Below are 15,256 nucleotides of genomic sequence, written 5' to 3' on the forward strand. Positions count from 1 at the left end.
CGGGCTACGAAACGATGGGGTTCAGCCGACGGGCCGCGCGCCGTGAGGGTGCTCCCAGGCGTTCGTACTGATCGTTGAGACGGCTTGCCGTTCGTGGACCGCGCTAGTGCGAATCCAGGCAGCGCACGCACAGCGCGCGTATCTGCGCGGCACTCAAGCCCCGGCATACGGTGACGAGCGGGTGCGCGTGACACGATGGCGCGCTGCGTTTCATGTCGCTGACCGGCTTGAACTGCGGCTGTGCAAGAGAAGCTTGAACCGACACCGCCACGGATTGCGGTACGCTCTGGCCGGGTCGATAGAACGCGTTCGCGCGTGCCGGTTCTTTCGCGTCACGCACCACCGGGATCGGCTCGATCCCCCCACGTAACGCATCGCGGCGCGCATTCACCAGGACCTGACGCACATAGCCGGTGGAAAACCCAGTGGTGAAATTGCCGCTGTAATAGCACGACAATGCGGCGCGCAACGCGGCCTGCTGATCGAGGGACGCACGGCTCGAACGGCTGAAGCATTCGCTCAGGATTTCCGCCCCGGCGCGCAGATTGCGGCACGGTTCGAAAAGCGTCGCCGGCGTTTCGCCGTACTTCGCGAAATTGCGGTTGTTCACCTGCGAGAGACCGACGCTATAGCTGTAGCCGAGCGTCTCGAGCTCGCGCACCGTGGCAAGCGCTTCGGCCAGCGACGCCGGCTGCCGTTCGAGATGCGCGCCCACCACGCCGATCGCGAACGGATTGAAGCCGGATTCGGTACGCACGAGCGCGGACAAGGTGTAGGGGTCGACGTTCGGCGCGCAGTCACGGGCGAGCTGCGTGAAGCCGACGCGCCGGTTTGTCGGCGTCGCACCGGCCGCGTCTGTGACTACGCCGCTTGCTATTGAAACGGGCAACAGCGCAGCCAGCAGCACGCCCACGAGCTGCGCGCCATATCGCCGCCACGCACCCGCGAACGGCGCGACGAACGCCAGGCGCGCCAGGCGTGTCATCCCGCCACCCTGTACGACAGCACGAGGCCGTGCACGAGCAGCGACCAGCCGTCGAGCGCAACGAACAGCAGGAGCTTGAACGGCACCGAGATCGTCGTCGGCGAAATCATCTGCATGCCGAGCGCGAGCAGAATGTTCGCCACCAACAGATCGACCACGATAAAGACGATGTAAATCACGAAGCCGATCTGGAATGCCTTGGTCAACTCGGCGAGCGTGAAGCTCGGCACAAGGACGAGCAGGTCGTCGTTCTGCAGACCGTCCGCGCGATTTTTCGGCCAGACGCTCGTTGCCGTTTTCACGAAAAATTCGCGGTCGCGCAGCCGCGTGTGCGCGACGAGAAAATCCTTGATCGGCGGCAGCGCGGCATCGGCGAGCGCGCCCAGGTCCGCGGTCGATAGCTGCGCCGAGGCGTTGAAGTTGCGCGCCTGCAACGCGTCGCGAATATTCATACCGACGGGCGCCATGATGAACAATGACAGGATCAGCGCGATACCGTTGAGCACCATGTTCGGCGGCACCTGCTGAATGCCCAGCGCCGAGCGCAGCAGGCCGAGCACGACCACCAGCTTCGTGTAGCTCGTTACCATCAGCGCCGCGAATGGCGCCACGCCGAGCGCGACAATGACGGCGATCAGCGAAACCGGATTCGGCAGATTACCCATCCTGCCGCTCGCGTGGCGCCTGGGCGGCCGGCGGCGTCAGCGTGGTGACGCGCACGCCGAGCTTCTGGCCGACCGCAATCAGATGGCCGGTGCCGACCAGCATCCCGTTAGCGACGATGTTGATCACGCTCTGGTTGATGCCCTGCTGCAGTTCGATCACGCCACCGGGTTGCAGCACACTGAGCTCGCCGAGCGGCATCGTGCAGGACGGTAACTGGAAGGTCACTTCGACGGCGAGCCCGTCGAAGTGACGCGCGGCCGACGTCGCGGCGCCGCTCTCCTCTGGACTGGCCGGCTGCGTGCGCGGGGCTTCGGACGATTGCGAAGGTTCCAACGGCATCTCCCTGATTCGTTCAACGACTAGCCGGTTGCCCGATGGGCGGCCGGTGATTTCCCACGCCGGTTCAGCGGGGACACGCGCGACGCACAGCAGGCTCTGGCCCTCCGCGCGCCAGTGTTCGATCGCGATGATGTCGCCGGCCAGCACGTCGGCCAGTTCCTGGGCCGTCAGGCTCGTGCGGCCGAGTTCGAAAGCGAGCGGCACAGGTAACACCGCGAATGCCGCTGCGTTTTTCTGCGCCGCGACGGCGCGCGACGCGGCGAAGCTCCCGGCCGCTTGCGGTGGCGCCGCGAAGAACACGCCGAGCGCATCGGGCGCATCGAACAGCAGCGCGCCGTGGCAACGCCACTCGTTATCGCTGCGGCGCAATTCAAAGCGCAACGTGGCAGGCGCACTGCGCAACCTCGACGACCCGGCGCCGTTGGTCCCCTCGGGATGCGACCCGACACTCGCGTCCGACCCGGCGGCCGGCGGCAATAGCTCGACACGCTGACGGGTCAGCGTTTGCAGCGTGGCGACGAGCGGTGCGCACAGGTCCGCGAGCAACGCCGCACGCAACACCGCCGGCACCGACGGGTCCGCGGCATCGCCCAGCCATGCCGCCTCGGCCGACGGGTCGATCCATAGCGTGCCGTACGCCGGGCCGACGACAAAGCGATACGCGTTCGCGTCGAGCACCGGCTCGGCATCGACGCGCCATCTCACCTGATAGTCGACACCGCCGAGCGTCAACGGCAAGGGCGCGAGGGCCGCATAGGCGTGCGTCAGTCCGCTCGCCGCGGCGGCGGACAGCCGCAGCAGATACGGCGAAGTATCGAGCGCGGTCGCAGCCACCGACGGCGCGGGGCTGGCTGCGGGCCGGCGGATCGCTTCCGGGTCGGCCATCACCTGATCTGTACAGTCGTCGATGTCGGCTCGCAAAAGAGGCAGCGCATGCACGGCGGGATCAAGTGGATTCGCGGGTTGACTTAATGGCGTGTCGGCCGGACGTCCCATTTCACATGGGATTGGGCAGGCTGGTTTGACGATTTTATGGGGCTTGGTTCGGGGATGCCGCGCGGGGAATCGTAGTTCTGGCGGTTGGCGGGGTGTTGCGGGGAGGGTTGGCTACGAAGAACTGCGCCGCCGGCACGATCGATTTCAACCACACTGACCGCAAGCCGGCGACACTGACCCGTTCAGGGAGTCTGCAGCGCGCCGTCCTTCAGGCGCGTTTGTGTCCACGTCGTCACGGTGTTTTCGCACGGATATTTCGCGGCCTCGGTTTCGTCGATATCGACGCCCAGCCCCGGTTTTTCATTGGCATAAACGTGCCCATTCCTGAACGCGGGCAAGCCTGGGAAAACATCCAGCAACGCCTCTCGCGGCCCTTTGAGTTCCTGGATCACGAAGTTAGGCGGCTCGGTCCCCGACCATTCCTGCACGCCGAAATTGCGTGCGGCGAGATCGATATGGATGTTCGCCGCATGCGCCAACGGCGACATGTCGCCCGGACCGTGCCATGCGGTCCTCACCCCGAATTGCTCGGCAAATATCTGCAGCTTGCGTCCTGCCGTAATGCCACCGATCTGGCTGAGATGCACGCGGATGAAATCGATCAGACGCTCGGTAATCAGAAACCGCCATTCGTACGGGTTATTGAAAAGCTCGCCCTGCGCCAACGGCGTGGTCGTTTTGGCACGTAATTGGCGCATCCATTCGCCTTCCTCGAGCGCGATCGCATCTTCGAGAAAGAACAGTTCGTACTGTTCAAGCTCGCACGCGAAGCGGATCGCTTCCACCGGCTTCAGGCGTTCGTGCACGTCATGGCACAACTCGACGTCAAAACCGACTTTGCTGCGAATGCCATCGAACAGCTTGAGCGTCTCCCGCATGTATTTCCTGCTGTCGAGATACACGCCGTCCGCGGCGCCTTCAGGCGCGCTCGCGGGCGCCTTGCCGAAGTCGCCTCCGCCATAGCCGCCGCTTTGGCAACGAATATGCGTAATGCCCTGCTCGCGATACTTCTGGATGTTCTCGCACAACTCGCTCAGATCGCGGCCATCCGCATGGCGATAAATCGGCACGCCTTCGCGGCACTTGCCGCCGAACAGTTGATAGAGCGGCATGTTCGCCATCTTGCCCTTGATGTCCCACAGCGCCATATCGACACCGGAGATCGCGTTGTTCTCGATCGCGCCGTTGCGCCAGTACGCGTTCTGATGCATCAGTTGCCACAGTTCTTCGATCGCCTCGGCATCGCGGCCGACCAGCAACGGCCGCAGATATTCCTCGATGAGGCACTTCACCACCACATGCCGGTAGGCGAACGTCGCGCATCCGAGGCCCACCAGGCCGGGCTGGCTGGTCTCGATCTTCACGACGATCAGGTTGATGCCTTCCGGCGCGGTCAGGATGACCTTTACATCGGTAATCAGAGTTGCCATGTTCTATCTGCCAAAATCGAATCAATGAATCGGACGCGCGTTGCCAGGTTCTTCGTCAGAATGTGATCTGCACCTTCATCTGTGCGCTGCGATCGGCCGCGAGATCGAATGCTTCGATCGCGCGCTCGATCGGCAGCGTGGCGGTGATGATCGGCTTCACGTCGATGCGGCCTTCCTTGATGAGCCGCGCGGCCAGCGCATATTCACCGTGAAAGCGAAACGCGCCCTGCAAACGGATTTCCTTGCCGACCAGCGCATTGATCGGAATCGGCACGTCGCCGGTAACGCCGACCTGCACGATGGTGCCGCGCGGACGCAATGCCGGGATCACGTCCTTCAGCACTGCCGCCGCACCGGTACATTCGATCGCGATATCGAAATAGCCCTTCTCCGCGGTGAATTCATCCGCTTTCAGACCCGGCTCAATCGAGACGTTGAGCGTGCGGGTCGCGCCCATTTCCGTGGCTTTCTTCAACGGCGCGTCGTGGATGTCGGTGGCGACCACTTCGAGCGCGCCGGCATGGCGGGCGGCCGCCACGACCAGCGCGCCGATCGGGCCAGAACCTGTCACCAGCACGCGCCTGCCGGTCACGGAGCCGGCCTGGCTGACCGCATGCAGCGCGACGGCCAAAGGTTCCGCACAGGCCGCCTCGCCGAGCGAAACCGCGGTCCCGACCGGCTCGCATTGATATTCCTCGGCGGCAATCAGCTCGCGAAACGCGCCTTGACTGTGCGGGACTCGCATCGCGCTGCCGTAGAACCACATGTCCGCACAATGCTGCTGTTCTCCGGCGAGACAGAACTTGCAATGTCCGCACGGGCGGCTCGGATTCAGCGCAATGCGATCGCCTGGCTTGACGCGAGTGACCTTGGCACCAATCGCCTCGACCGTTCCCGCGACTTCATGACCGAGCACGATCGGTTGCTTCACGCGTACGACGCCGAAGCCGCCATGCAGGTAATAGTGCAGGTCGGACCCGCAAATTCCGCCGGCGCCGATGCGAACCAGCACCTGGTTCTCCCCGATGTCCGCCACCTCGACGGCCTCGATCCGCAAATCCTTTTCTGCGTGCAAAACGCAGGCGCGCGCTTCCATAAACGACTCCTGTTTCAATAGTTTCGTTGATCCCGAAGATCACGCCACGTCACGCGAATCATTCGGGCAACACGATACGTTCGACCTTGCCGACGATAAATGCATAAGACAGCGCACCGATGAGCGCCAGGGACCCGATGAATACCAGCGCCGACTCGAAATGTCCGTCCTTGACCAGCATGCCGATCACGATCGGCACCGCGACGGCCGAGAGATTGCCCATGAAATTGAACATTCCGCCGGTAAGGCCAATCAGGCTCTTCGGCGCGAGCGCCGAGACAAACGCCCACGTGATCGACGCCATGCCGTTACCGAAAAAGGCCAGTGACATGAACAGAATGATGGCAGTCTGGTTCTGAACATAGTTGGCTCCAACGATCGATGTTGCGAGCACCAGCCCGGAAATGACCGGCACCTTGCGCGCAAAGCCGACCGAGAACCCGCGTCTAAGCAGAAAATCCGATAGGAAACCTGAACACAGAATACCGACATAGGCCGCGAGGAACGGCACCGACGCCATGAATCCCATCTTGATGGTCGTCATCCCGCGATACTTGACGAGGTAGGTCGGGAACCAGGTGAGGAAGAACCACAGGATCGATGACAGGCAAAACTGGCCGATGAACACGCCCCAGATATTGCGATTCTTCAGCACATGTCTGAAATCGGCCCAGCCGCCTTTTCGGGCCCCGCCCTGCTCGCCTGCATCGACCAGACCGCCACCGTCCCGGATGTAATCGAGTTCGGCCTCGTCGGCCTTGCTGTCCTTCGGGTCGCGATAAAAAATAAACCACACCATGCTGTACACGACACCTGCGGCGCCCGTGAAGAACAGCATGCCGCGCCAGCCGAACGTCGCCTGAATATAGACGAGCAGCGGCATGAAAAACGCGATGCCGACAAACTGCCCAGAGGTGTAAAACGCAATCGCAGTAGCGCGCTCGCGCTCGGGAAACCACGTGGTGACGACGCGGTTATTGATCGGATACGAAGGCGCTTCGAACGTGCCGAGCAGCACGCGCAAACCGAACAGCGCCGAGAAGCCGTTCACGGCCGCCTGCAGGCAGGTTGCCACCGACCATCCGCACAGCAGGATTGCATACAGGATGCGCGGTTTCACGCGATCGACGAGCATGCCGCCTGGAATCTGCAGAATCGCGTACGACCAGCCGAACGCCGAGAAAATCAGCCCGAGCTGCACAGGACTCAGATTCAGGTCGCGTCCGAGCAGCGGAGCCGCCAGCGAAAGATTGCTGCGGTCCATGTAGTTGACGGCGATGCCGAGGAACAGCAGGAAACCGACGACGAAACGTTTTTTCGTGGCTTTGGTCGCGACGGTAGATCGCGCCGGCCCGGTGCTCAAGGTGGGTGTGCCCTGGAATTTCATCAGCAGTCCCTTTGATTGGGTAGCCTGCCGTACCGGCAGGCAGCTCGCAGCCCTGCCCGGATTGAAGCGCCGGGAACGCAGGACTGGTACGTGCGATTCATTGCGTTACGTACGATGCAACGACAATGAAGCGTCACGTTTCGCGTGCTCGTCAGCATTCGCGGGCACGGTGATCATCAGGATGACCGAGAGCAGCAAACCGACCGCCATGAAGATGTACGAAGCCGCCGGGCTGCCGGTCGCGCCGTTCAGATAGCCCACCACCCACGATCCGAGGAATGCGCCCAGCGCGCCGCATGCGTTGATAAGGCCGATCGCACCGCCCAGCACGTTGCCCGGAATCAGCTCCGGCACCAGTGCGAAGAACGGGCCATACGGCGCATACATCGTGGCGCCTGCAATGACCAGCAAAGCGAACGAGATCCAGAAGTGCGAGCCGCCGACCAGATAGGAAGCGACGAACGCAATCGTCCCGACGAGCAACAGCGGCCACACGAACAGCTTGCGGTTGCGCGTCTTGTCCGACAGCCACGACGCGAGCAGCATCAGAATGATCGCGGCGAGATACGGCACAGCCGCGAGCCAGCCGACCGAGACGATATCGATCGTCGAGGCGGCTTTGAGGATCGACGGCAGCCACATGATGAAGCCGTACACGCCAATGCTCCACAGTGCGTGAATCGCGCAGAACTTGATCACGATCGACGAACGGAACGCCGCCTTGTAATTACGCACCGGCGCGATATGGGCTTGCTCGGCCGTCAGGCGTGCTTCGAGTTCGGTCTTTTCTGCGTCGCTCATCCAGGGTGCGTCGGCCGGACGGTCCTTCACCGTGAACCACCAGACCACCGCCCATGCGATTGCCGGCATGCCTTCGAGGATGAACATCTCGCGCCAGCCGAAGCTGCGAACCAGATAGCCGGACACCACCGACATCCACAGCACCGTCACCGGATTGCCGAGAATCAGGAAGGTGTTGGCCCGCGAGCGTTCGCTGCGCGTGAACCATCGGCTGATGTACATCAGCATCGACGGCATCACCGCGGCCTCCACCACGCCGAGCACGAAGCGCAGCACCATCAGCATAGGAATGTTGCTGACCATGCCGGTCGCCCCCGCGCACAGTCCCCACAGAATCAGGCTGAAGAAGATCAACTTCTTGACGCTATTGCGTTGCGCGTAGATCGCACCGGGCACCTGAAACAGGCAGTAACCCAGAAAGAACAGCGAGCCGATCAGCGACGACGTACCGTGCGAGATGCCGAGGTCCCTATCGATTCCGGCTGCGGCGGCGAAGCCGTAGTTCGCGCGGTCGAGATAGGCCAGGCTATACGTGATGAAGATGATGGGCATCAGATACCACCATCGTTGAGTTGCTACGGGTTTGACGCTTTCCATGATGTCTCCGGACCGGTGTGGCGCGCGAACTATCTGATGCGAGCGGCTGTTTGTTCTGCTCTACTCGCGTGGATCTGCATTTAAAGAACGGCCAGCCAACCGCCGTCGACGTAGATGATCTGGCCGTTCACATAGCTCGACGCCGGCGAAGCCAGATACACCGCCGTACCGACGAGTTCTTCCGGCTTGCCCCAGCGTTGCGACGGATTGCTGCTCTTCACCCATGCGTCGAAAGCAGCATTCTCGATCAGCGGCTTGTTCATGTCGGTCAGGATGTAGCCCGGCCCGATCGCGTTCGCCTGAATGTTCGAGGCCGCCCACTCGGCGCTCATGGCGCGGGTCAGCATCTTGATGCCGCCCTTCGCCGCCGTATACGCGCCGACTGTCGCGCGCCCGGCTTCGCTCGTGAGCGAGCCGATGTTGATGATCTTGCCGCCCGTGCCACGCGCGATCATGCGTCGTGCAGCCTGCTTCGCGACGATGAAAGCGCTTGTCAGATTGGTGTCGATCACGCGCTGCCAGTCGCTCAGTTCGAGTTCGACGAGCGGTTTGCGAAACTGGATGCCGGCGTTGTTGATCACGATATCGACCTGCACGCCGTCCTTGTCCCACTGCGTGAATGCTTCGGCTACGGCGCCTTCGTCGGTGACGTCGAAGGCGCGGCCTTGCGCATTGAAACCCTTATCGCTCAGACGCGCGGCCGCTTCGGCGACCGTGTCGGCGCGCGTACCGTTCAGGATGACGTTCGCACCGGCTGCAGCCAGTCCCTCCGCAAGCGCGAAACCGATGCCGCGCGCCGAGCCGGTAACGAGTGCCGTGCGGCCGCTCAGATCGAATAACTGTGTCATGGGTTTTTCCTCTCGATGTTCAGAAACGAGGCGCGAGTGCGCCCCTCGCGATCGTGATGACGGTCGCGATGAAATGGGTTACGGGGGTCGCTACACCGGTTGGTCGTTAGCGGTTCGGTTCAGCACCGCGCGATCCTCAAAGTCCTGCTCGGCGCGCCTGATGAGCGTGAGCACCGCCGCTTCCGCCGCCTCGGGATCGCCCTTCTCGATCGCGACGCACAGTGCCTCGTGCATCGGCAGCGAACGGGCCGGTCCTCCGGCGATTTCGGAGCTGAGTTCGAAACTGGTGCGCAGGATCGCCGACAACGCGTTCTGCATCTGCTGAACGAACTGGTTGTGGCAGGCGACAAGGATGGCGCCGTGAAAAGCGAGATCGGCGGGAACGTACTCGCCGTGGCCGGCGACCGCGCGCTCCATTGCCTTGAAAGCCCGCCGGACCGCACTGCGGTCTTCGTCAGTTGCGCGTTTCGCGGCAAGCCTGGCTGCGTTCGGCTCGATGATCATGCGCAACTCCATCAGATCTTCGATGAGGCCAGGCTCGACGGCGCCCGCACGCGCACGCCACATGATCACGTCCGGGTCGAACAACTGCCATTGCGCGCGCGGCAGCACCACCGTGCCGTAGCGGCGGCGCACCTGCAGCATGCCCTTCGCGGAGAGAGACTTCATCGTCTCGCGGATGGTGATGCGGCTCACCTGCATCTGCTCGGCCAGAACCGGCTCGGCGGGAAGAATGTCGCCTGGCATGAATTTGCCTGAACAGATCTGCTCGCCCATCTGATTCAGGACCTGCCTGTGCAAAGTCGCCACGATTTGCTCTCTATGTCATACGTATGATGTAGAAAGATAGGCGTGAGGAGGTCTGGTGACAATTCGGGTTGACCCTGAGTACGGGCCTTCGGGGTGGGCTGGCCACAGCCGGGCGGCCGAGCATCAGTCCGCCTTCCGGACTTTCCGTTATTGACGTCAAAACCACTCTCAAGCACGAAGACTGCCGCGGTCTGTCGCCCAGATCTTCCGCGCCGCGCAGGTCGCGGCGCAGGCAACCTCACGCTCGACGCGGCATGTTTCTATATAGCGACGGTCCCGCCCGTACTCCTCTTATGCTCGGGTCTTATACTCGGACGTATGTGAGAATTTCCTATCAGATAGCAACATGACGACGTGCGCGAGAGACAGTCAATGATGTCGAGTGTCTTCGATTTTTCGACCGGAGAACTGAGTGTTAGCACAGGGATTGTGCTCGCGCCCGGCCGCACGACCGTGTCGGATTTGATCACAGCAGGTTGGACGACACTGGACACCCGCAACGGTTGGGAAACCTTCAGCACCGACACGATGATGATCTGGCGACACTCGTTTGCGGTATCGGCCCGCTTTCACGAAGGGAAGTTCGTAGCGATCGACTGCCTTTGGAAAGATGGAAGCATTCGCAAACAGGACTGGTCGGCGACAGATGAGGACCTCATTCGTGAAAAAAAGACGTTATCCAAACTGATTCTGTCTGAAGCTCAGACGACGCCCGTTGCCACCTCGCAAGGTGTGGATACGTTTGCCTTCACCTGGGGGACAATATCTGTACGCGCGGACCCGCGGTCAATGATGGTCCTGCTCTCAATTGCGTATTCGGTCGGCATCTGAAACCAGTGAACTTATCGGGCGTCTAAAAACCGGCCATTGCCGTCATTCGAAGATCGGCTTTGTCCGACGGCTGCACTGCGCTTTCCGGACATTCGCAACTCGACGGCGGTCAGGGCCAGCCTTTTCGAATTCGGAAACGCGCTTACTATCCCCAACCGCTAGTCAGTCTGTCGTCCTGGCTCGGCGCCGCAGCGCCGAGTGATGCAGAGTGATCCGTTCGTTAATTCGGCAGGCGCCTCGGAAGATCCGTAATGCGCGGGCCACAGAATCGGGCGTTTCCGAGGCATGATGCAAGCGCCTGCTCGCCGAACCATTTCTGCGTGTCCAGGTTGTAGTGCACGCTGCCGTCTCCACCGCCTAACGTGCCGCCCTGGAAAATACCGAAGCCGGGCGGCTGTCCATTCCAATCCGGCGACTGGGACGCATCGGTGAAACTGAAGATACGAGGATTCGCGTCGACTAAGCCGCCGAACACTTTCTGCATCGACGCAAGCGCGGCGGGATTATAAGGCGCGACCGCGTTGGTGACGTTGTCGTAAGCAGTCGACAACGGCTTCACGATCAGCACCGGGAAGGTCGAACCCACCGCCGCAAAGAAACTGCTGAAGAGGTAAGCGTAATTCTGCGGCGCGCGATGAATCGTCGTTGCGTTGCCGGCCGAATTCAGCGGTGCGGCTTCTGCCTCCCACTGGTTCCATTCCAGGCCGAGGATACGTGGCTTCTTGCCGGTCGCCAGAATCTGCTTCAGTCCCAGATACATCATGCGGCGCGCGAACGGCGCAAGCGCATACGTCGGCGTCTTGCTTGCATCGAGCATGGGTTGCCAGAGATTAACGCCATGCACCGTCCAGCCGCAGCAGCCGCTGAACGCATCGTCTGCGACGTCCACGCCCTGGCTGCCCCAGCCGATATGAACGATGTACAGATCGGGCAGCGGCTCGCCTGCATTGATCGCCGACTGCCACGCATACGCGGCGAAATCGGCGGCATTTCCACTGCCGCCGTAGTAGCCGAGATTCATGTCGGACGACGTGCTGTCCGACCAGTTTACCCACGACACGTGATCGATCGCGGATATCGGTTGGGTAAATGGCGCACCCGACCCGTCGGCGTTACCAGCGATGTTGCCCCAGCCGTCGTTGCGGATGCCCCATACATTGGGTGCCGGCATCCCGCCGGTGCCCGCGCCGGCACCCGAAGCTCCCGACAACGTCAGATCCGCGGGCAGGCCGTTAAGACCAGCACTGTTGCTCTGCCCCATCACGAACAGGACCGCCACTTCGTCGTGCCGGAAGCGCGCTCCTTTGTTCCACGACTCCGCCGCTACGGCATTCGGTTGGGCCGTCGTGTCGGCGGCAACGCACACCTGCACCGCACTCGCAGCCAAGACGAGCGGCAGCGCAATCCGCATCAGGAAGTTCTTCATGCCTGTCTCCAAGGATCGCCGGTTCACTGTTTGACCGGCTGGCTGACTGGCTGGCCCACGCCATCGATGTCGGGACCGTAGTTGCCGGAAATCACAGAGAACTTGACGGTGTTGGCCACACCGGCTTTCAGCGGGACCGTAACCTGAACACTCGACAGGATCGGAAAATCCCAGGTGCCTTCACCAGGAAACTGCACGGGAACCGGTGGGCCATTGTTGACGCTCACGCTCATTGCACGAGGCGAACCGCCACCGTCGTCTGCGCTGATATACACCACGGGGACCGCATACTCGCCATCGGCAGGCGCCACGATTCCGTTGAACTGGAGGCTCGAATCCGAGTTCACAAAATTGCCGACCTTTGAGTGGCCACTGCATATGTTGCATGCCTGGACTGCCGCATCCTGAATGATGTTGGTGGAACTTTCCGCTTCATAGGCGACGGGCGGCAATGCGGGTTGCGGAGCGGCGATCAGCGTCACCTTGTCGATCGACGGTGCGCGGTGCCCCTTGTCCGGAAGAGCGAAATTCAGCGTGTTGCTTCCCGGCACGAACGGCATGTACAGCGTGACGGTGCCCCGGGCCTGTCCGGTTGTAACGGGCAACTGGATCGTCGTGAGTACGCTGCCGTTGAGAGTCAACGGCACCTTCAGCGAAGACGTTCCTTCGTTCCGGTACGTCACGTCAATGTACCCGCCCGTGTTTGCATTCACCGTATAGCGTGCTACGCCGTCTCCATGTCCGACCGGTCTGGCCGGGTGGATTTTCGATGCATCGTCCACGCCGGCGATGGTCAGCATGACGGAGCCGCCAGCCGGAACAGCGGACACCGTGTACCCGGACGAGTGCGAACCAAGATCCTTGTGCGCCCAGATATCCCGCACGCTGGCCGAAGCCGCGGGGTCCAGCCCGAGATCCTTCCAGTTCACCGTGATCGACGCGGCAGACCCGGTCGTGTTGAGCAGCACTACCGCACGGCGACCTTGACCGGCGAGCAGCTTGGCCCACACGCCCAGACCGCTCTGCGGCACCGCTACCCGGATCGCCTGAAGGCCACGCGGGTCCTGATCGACGGCGAGCACCTCCGGATTGGTCAGCGTCGCCATCGTTGCCGGACTGACCGGCGTGGTGAGATCGAGACCCAGGATAAGCGGCGCACCGGAAATGGCCCACAGGCTCATGTGCGTCTGATCCTGCGCGGCGGTCAGACCGAACCCGGCAAGCATCATGTCCGCATCGTTATAGACACCCGTATGTTGGGCTTCCGGAAACAGATTGCCGTAGAAATTCTGGTTCACGATTCTGGAAAAATCAGGCGTGCTTTGATGACCCGGCGTGCCGGTGTCATAGGTGATGTCCTCGGTCGTTCTCCACAGGTCCGCGACTTGCCCCCAGTCATACGATCTGCCTGTCTTGTCGGTGTGAAAACTGTTCGGATTGATGCTGTAGACGATCTGCCGATTCACGCCGGCACCCGCACTATTCAGCGCATCGCGCATCTTCTGGAACCCGGCCACCTGATCGTCGACGGTGCCATCCGGCGAGCACCAGTCGTACTTCACGTAGTCGACGCCCCATGCCGCGAATGTATTGGCATCCTGAACTTCATGCCCAAGACTGCCCATCGGGTTGGTGTGTCCAGGGTACAGATTGTTACGCTGAGCACAGGTTTCGGCTGCGGGCACTTCATACATGCCGAACTTCAGACCTCTGGCGTGAACGTAGTCGGCCAGCGCTTTGATGCCGCTGGGAAACTTCACGGGGTCGGCGACGAGGTTGCCTTGCGCATCGCGAGATGGTGCGAACCAGCAGTCGTCGACGTTGATATAGCTGTAGCCCGCTTTCATTAACGGACCATCTTTCTTCAGGCCGTCGGAGATAACGTCCGCGGCCGTTTTCACCAGATCCTCGGTGATGTTGCAGCCGTACGCATTCCACGAGGCCCAACCCATAGGCGGTAGCGCAATCGACCCTCGGGCCTGAGTTTGCGATGACGCGTCTTGTGCGGAAACGTTTGCGGAGTTGGCCGCGACCTGCGCGACGCTCGCGGCGTTGGAGGAACCTTGCTGGTCGCCTCCGCAGCCGGACAAAACGAAAGCCATCATGATGCTCGCGAAGAACAGATACACCTGTGTGCGACCCAGGATCTTCATGATTTTCCTTTGCTGAGAAATGAAACTGGGACTTCCGGGTAGATGCCCATCCCTGCCGTCGTGCAGGCCAGATCGACACCGTTCTTGCTGCCCGACCACAACGTGATTTCGTTCAGATAGAGTGCCTTCCGTTTGCCCGCGCCGCCGGCCATCGCGCCAAGTCGCCCGTTCCCGACCGGCAGGCCTTGAAACCGGATGCTGGACTCGACGGCAGACGAGTCGTATCGAAACAGCAGTGCCTGATCGGCGGAAACGCGCGCGGCATCCGCCCGCGTCGAAGCGTTGGCTGAATCGCAAGCATTAGAGGGAACTGAAAAGGGATTACCGGTGGTGCCGGGCGAGTAAAGAGTTGCAGCGCCGGCACGTACTGCAACCGGGAGGATGACAGTAGCACTGCCTGACTTCAGCAGCTTGCGACGCTTTTGACTGATGGAAATTTTCATCGTGTCTCCTGCTGGAAATTTATGCTGAATCCACTAATGAATATTTAGTTCAAATATGCACGCGTAAGGATTGGTCAGACATTAGGTTTTTCCCCTGGTACCGTGTTTCAAATGGTGGGATGAAGATGCGGGCGAATTGATATTGCTGGGGGCGTGTATATGGATCGGCATTTGCGACATTTAGGAACCCGTATTTTTATGAAATACGAGACCGCGTGCGGAGAAAGCGGTCGTTTCAGTGGGTGCGATACGTTCCTACGCAGCCCAGTCCCTGCCAGTCCCCAACACACATCCCTGGTTCTCTTAAGCGAATGAACTGCTGCTGCGCCGGCCTACGTTTGGACGGCTGTTAGCCCCGATCCGTCAGAAATGAGACTGCGTTATCGGTATAGCCGGTTGCCGTGCGCGTAGCCCGCGCATTGATATGCGCGTACAAGCCCCTCCTGGA

13 protein-coding genes are annotated in these 15,256 nt (G+C 61.5%); 1 reads left to right on the forward strand and 12 read right to left on the reverse strand.

What is annotated here, in order from left to right:
- Positions 1-103: 103 nt before the first annotated feature.
- The 9 genes from PQR40_RS22910 to PQR40_RS22950 all read right to left on the reverse strand — a co-directional run bounded on the left by PQR40_RS22910 (position 104) and on the right by PQR40_RS22950 (position 9,955).
- On the reverse strand, positions 104-985 hold the full coding sequence (locus tag PQR40_RS22910; RefSeq protein ID WP_408509909.1) for a lytic transglycosylase domain-containing protein: 882 nt from the start codon (positions 983-985) through the stop codon (positions 104-106).
- Complete coding sequence (gene sctR / locus PQR40_RS22915; RefSeq protein ID WP_408223476.1) at positions 982-1,650, reverse strand: type III secretion system export apparatus subunit SctR; 669 nt, start codon at positions 1,648-1,650, stop codon at positions 982-984. Before sctR ends, PQR40_RS22910 begins: the two co-directional genes overlap by 4 nt.
- The gene (sctQ, locus tag PQR40_RS22920; protein ID WP_408509910.1) at positions 1,643-2,929 is read right to left on the reverse strand and encodes a type III secretion system cytoplasmic ring protein SctQ; all 1,287 of its coding nucleotides are present in this window, start codon (positions 2,927-2,929) and stop codon (positions 1,643-1,645) included. The genes sctR and sctQ overlap by 8 nt, the downstream gene beginning before the upstream one ends.
- Before the next feature lie 239 nt (positions 2,930-3,168).
- The gene (locus PQR40_RS22925) at positions 3,169-4,416 is read right to left on the reverse strand and encodes an enolase C-terminal domain-like protein (RefSeq protein ID WP_408509911.1); all 1,248 of its coding nucleotides are present in this window, start codon (positions 4,414-4,416) and stop codon (positions 3,169-3,171) included.
- A gap of 55 nt (positions 4,417-4,471) precedes the next feature.
- Positions 4,472-5,512: an L-idonate 5-dehydrogenase gene (locus tag PQR40_RS22930; RefSeq protein WP_408509912.1), complete on the reverse strand. Its 1,041-nt coding sequence runs from the start codon at positions 5,510-5,512 to the stop codon at positions 4,472-4,474.
- A 58-nt stretch (positions 5,513-5,570) separates the two neighbouring features.
- The gene (locus tag PQR40_RS22935) at positions 5,571-6,899 is read right to left on the reverse strand and encodes an MFS transporter (protein WP_408509913.1); all 1,329 of its coding nucleotides are present in this window, start codon (positions 6,897-6,899) and stop codon (positions 5,571-5,573) included.
- Positions 6,900-7,004: 105 nt separating this feature from the next.
- Entirely contained in the window at positions 7,005-8,297 is a 1,293-nt protein-coding gene (locus PQR40_RS22940) for an MFS transporter (RefSeq protein WP_408509914.1), read from the reverse strand.
- 80 nt (positions 8,298-8,377) lie between these two features.
- On the reverse strand, positions 8,378-9,145 hold the full coding sequence (locus PQR40_RS22945) for an SDR family oxidoreductase (RefSeq protein ID WP_408223487.1): 768 nt from the start codon (positions 9,143-9,145) through the stop codon (positions 8,378-8,380).
- Positions 9,146-9,235: 90 nt separating this feature from the next.
- Entirely contained in the window at positions 9,236-9,955 is a 720-nt protein-coding gene (locus PQR40_RS22950) for a FadR/GntR family transcriptional regulator (RefSeq protein WP_408223489.1), read from the reverse strand.
- Positions 9,956-10,327: 372 nt separating this feature from the next.
- Between PQR40_RS22950 and PQR40_RS22955 the strand changes: the two genes are divergently transcribed.
- A complete protein-coding gene (locus PQR40_RS22955; protein WP_408509915.1) occupies positions 10,328-10,786 on the forward strand; it encodes a hypothetical protein in 459 nt (152 codons plus the stop codon).
- 220 nt (positions 10,787-11,006) lie between these two features.
- Here the strand turns inward: PQR40_RS22955 and PQR40_RS22960 are convergent, their stop codons facing one another.
- From PQR40_RS22960 to PQR40_RS22970, 3 genes are read right to left on the reverse strand one after another with little or no spacing between them, the layout of a single operon-like run.
- Positions 11,007-12,212 (reverse strand): hypothetical protein, encoded by a 1,206-nt coding sequence (locus PQR40_RS22960; protein ID WP_408509916.1) that lies wholly within the window; start codon positions 12,210-12,212, stop codon positions 11,007-11,009.
- 23 nt (positions 12,213-12,235) lie between these two features.
- Positions 12,236-14,365, reverse strand: coding sequence for an alpha-galactosidase (locus tag PQR40_RS22965; RefSeq protein ID WP_408509917.1), 2,130 nt, complete (start codon positions 14,363-14,365; stop codon positions 12,236-12,238).
- Positions 14,362-14,808, reverse strand: coding sequence for a glycoside hydrolase N-terminal domain-containing protein (locus PQR40_RS22970; RefSeq protein WP_408509918.1), 447 nt, complete (start codon positions 14,806-14,808; stop codon positions 14,362-14,364). The genes PQR40_RS22965 and PQR40_RS22970 overlap by 4 nt, the downstream gene beginning before the upstream one ends.
- Positions 14,809-15,256: the final 448 nt, after the last annotated feature.

It is taken from the genome of Paraburkholderia sediminicola, from assembly GCF_046026855.1.
GTDB lineage: Bacteria > Pseudomonadota > Gammaproteobacteria > Burkholderiales > Burkholderiaceae > Paraburkholderia > Paraburkholderia sediminicola_A.

Coding starts and splice junctions, on each gene's coding strand:
- PQR40_RS22910 (WP_408509909.1), bottom strand. CDS start 985: ATGACACGCCTGGCGCGCCTGGCGTTCGTCGCGCCGTTCGCGGGTGCG.
- sctR (WP_408223476.1), bottom strand. CDS start 1,650: ATGGGTAATCTGCCGAATCCGGTTTCGCTGATCGCCGTCATTGTCGCG.
- PQR40_RS22925 (WP_408509911.1), bottom strand. CDS start 4,416: ATGGCAACTCTGATTACCGATGTAAAGGTCATCCTGACCGCGCCGGAA.
- PQR40_RS22930 (WP_408509912.1), bottom strand. CDS start 5,512: ATGGAAGCGCGCGCCTGCGTTTTGCACGCAGAAAAGGATTTGCGGATC.
- PQR40_RS22935 (WP_408509913.1), bottom strand. CDS start 6,899: ATGAAATTCCAGGGCACACCCACCTTGAGCACCGGGCCGGCGCGATCT.
- PQR40_RS22940 (WP_408509914.1), bottom strand. CDS start 8,297: ATGGAAAGCGTCAAACCCGTAGCAACTCAACGATGGTGGTATCTGATG.
- PQR40_RS22945 (WP_408223487.1), bottom strand. CDS start 9,145: ATGACACAGTTATTCGATCTGAGCGGCCGCACGGCACTCGTTACCGGC.
- PQR40_RS22955 (WP_408509915.1), top strand. CDS start 10,328: ATGATGTCGAGTGTCTTCGATTTTTCGACCGGAGAACTGAGTGTTAGC.
- PQR40_RS22960 (WP_408509916.1), bottom strand. CDS start 12,212: ATGAAGAACTTCCTGATGCGGATTGCGCTGCCGCTCGTCTTGGCTGCG.
- PQR40_RS22965 (WP_408509917.1), bottom strand. CDS start 14,365: ATGAAGATCCTGGGTCGCACACAGGTGTATCTGTTCTTCGCGAGCATC.
- PQR40_RS22970 (WP_408509918.1), bottom strand. CDS start 14,808: ATGAAAATTTCCATCAGTCAAAAGCGTCGCAAGCTGCTGAAGTCAGGC.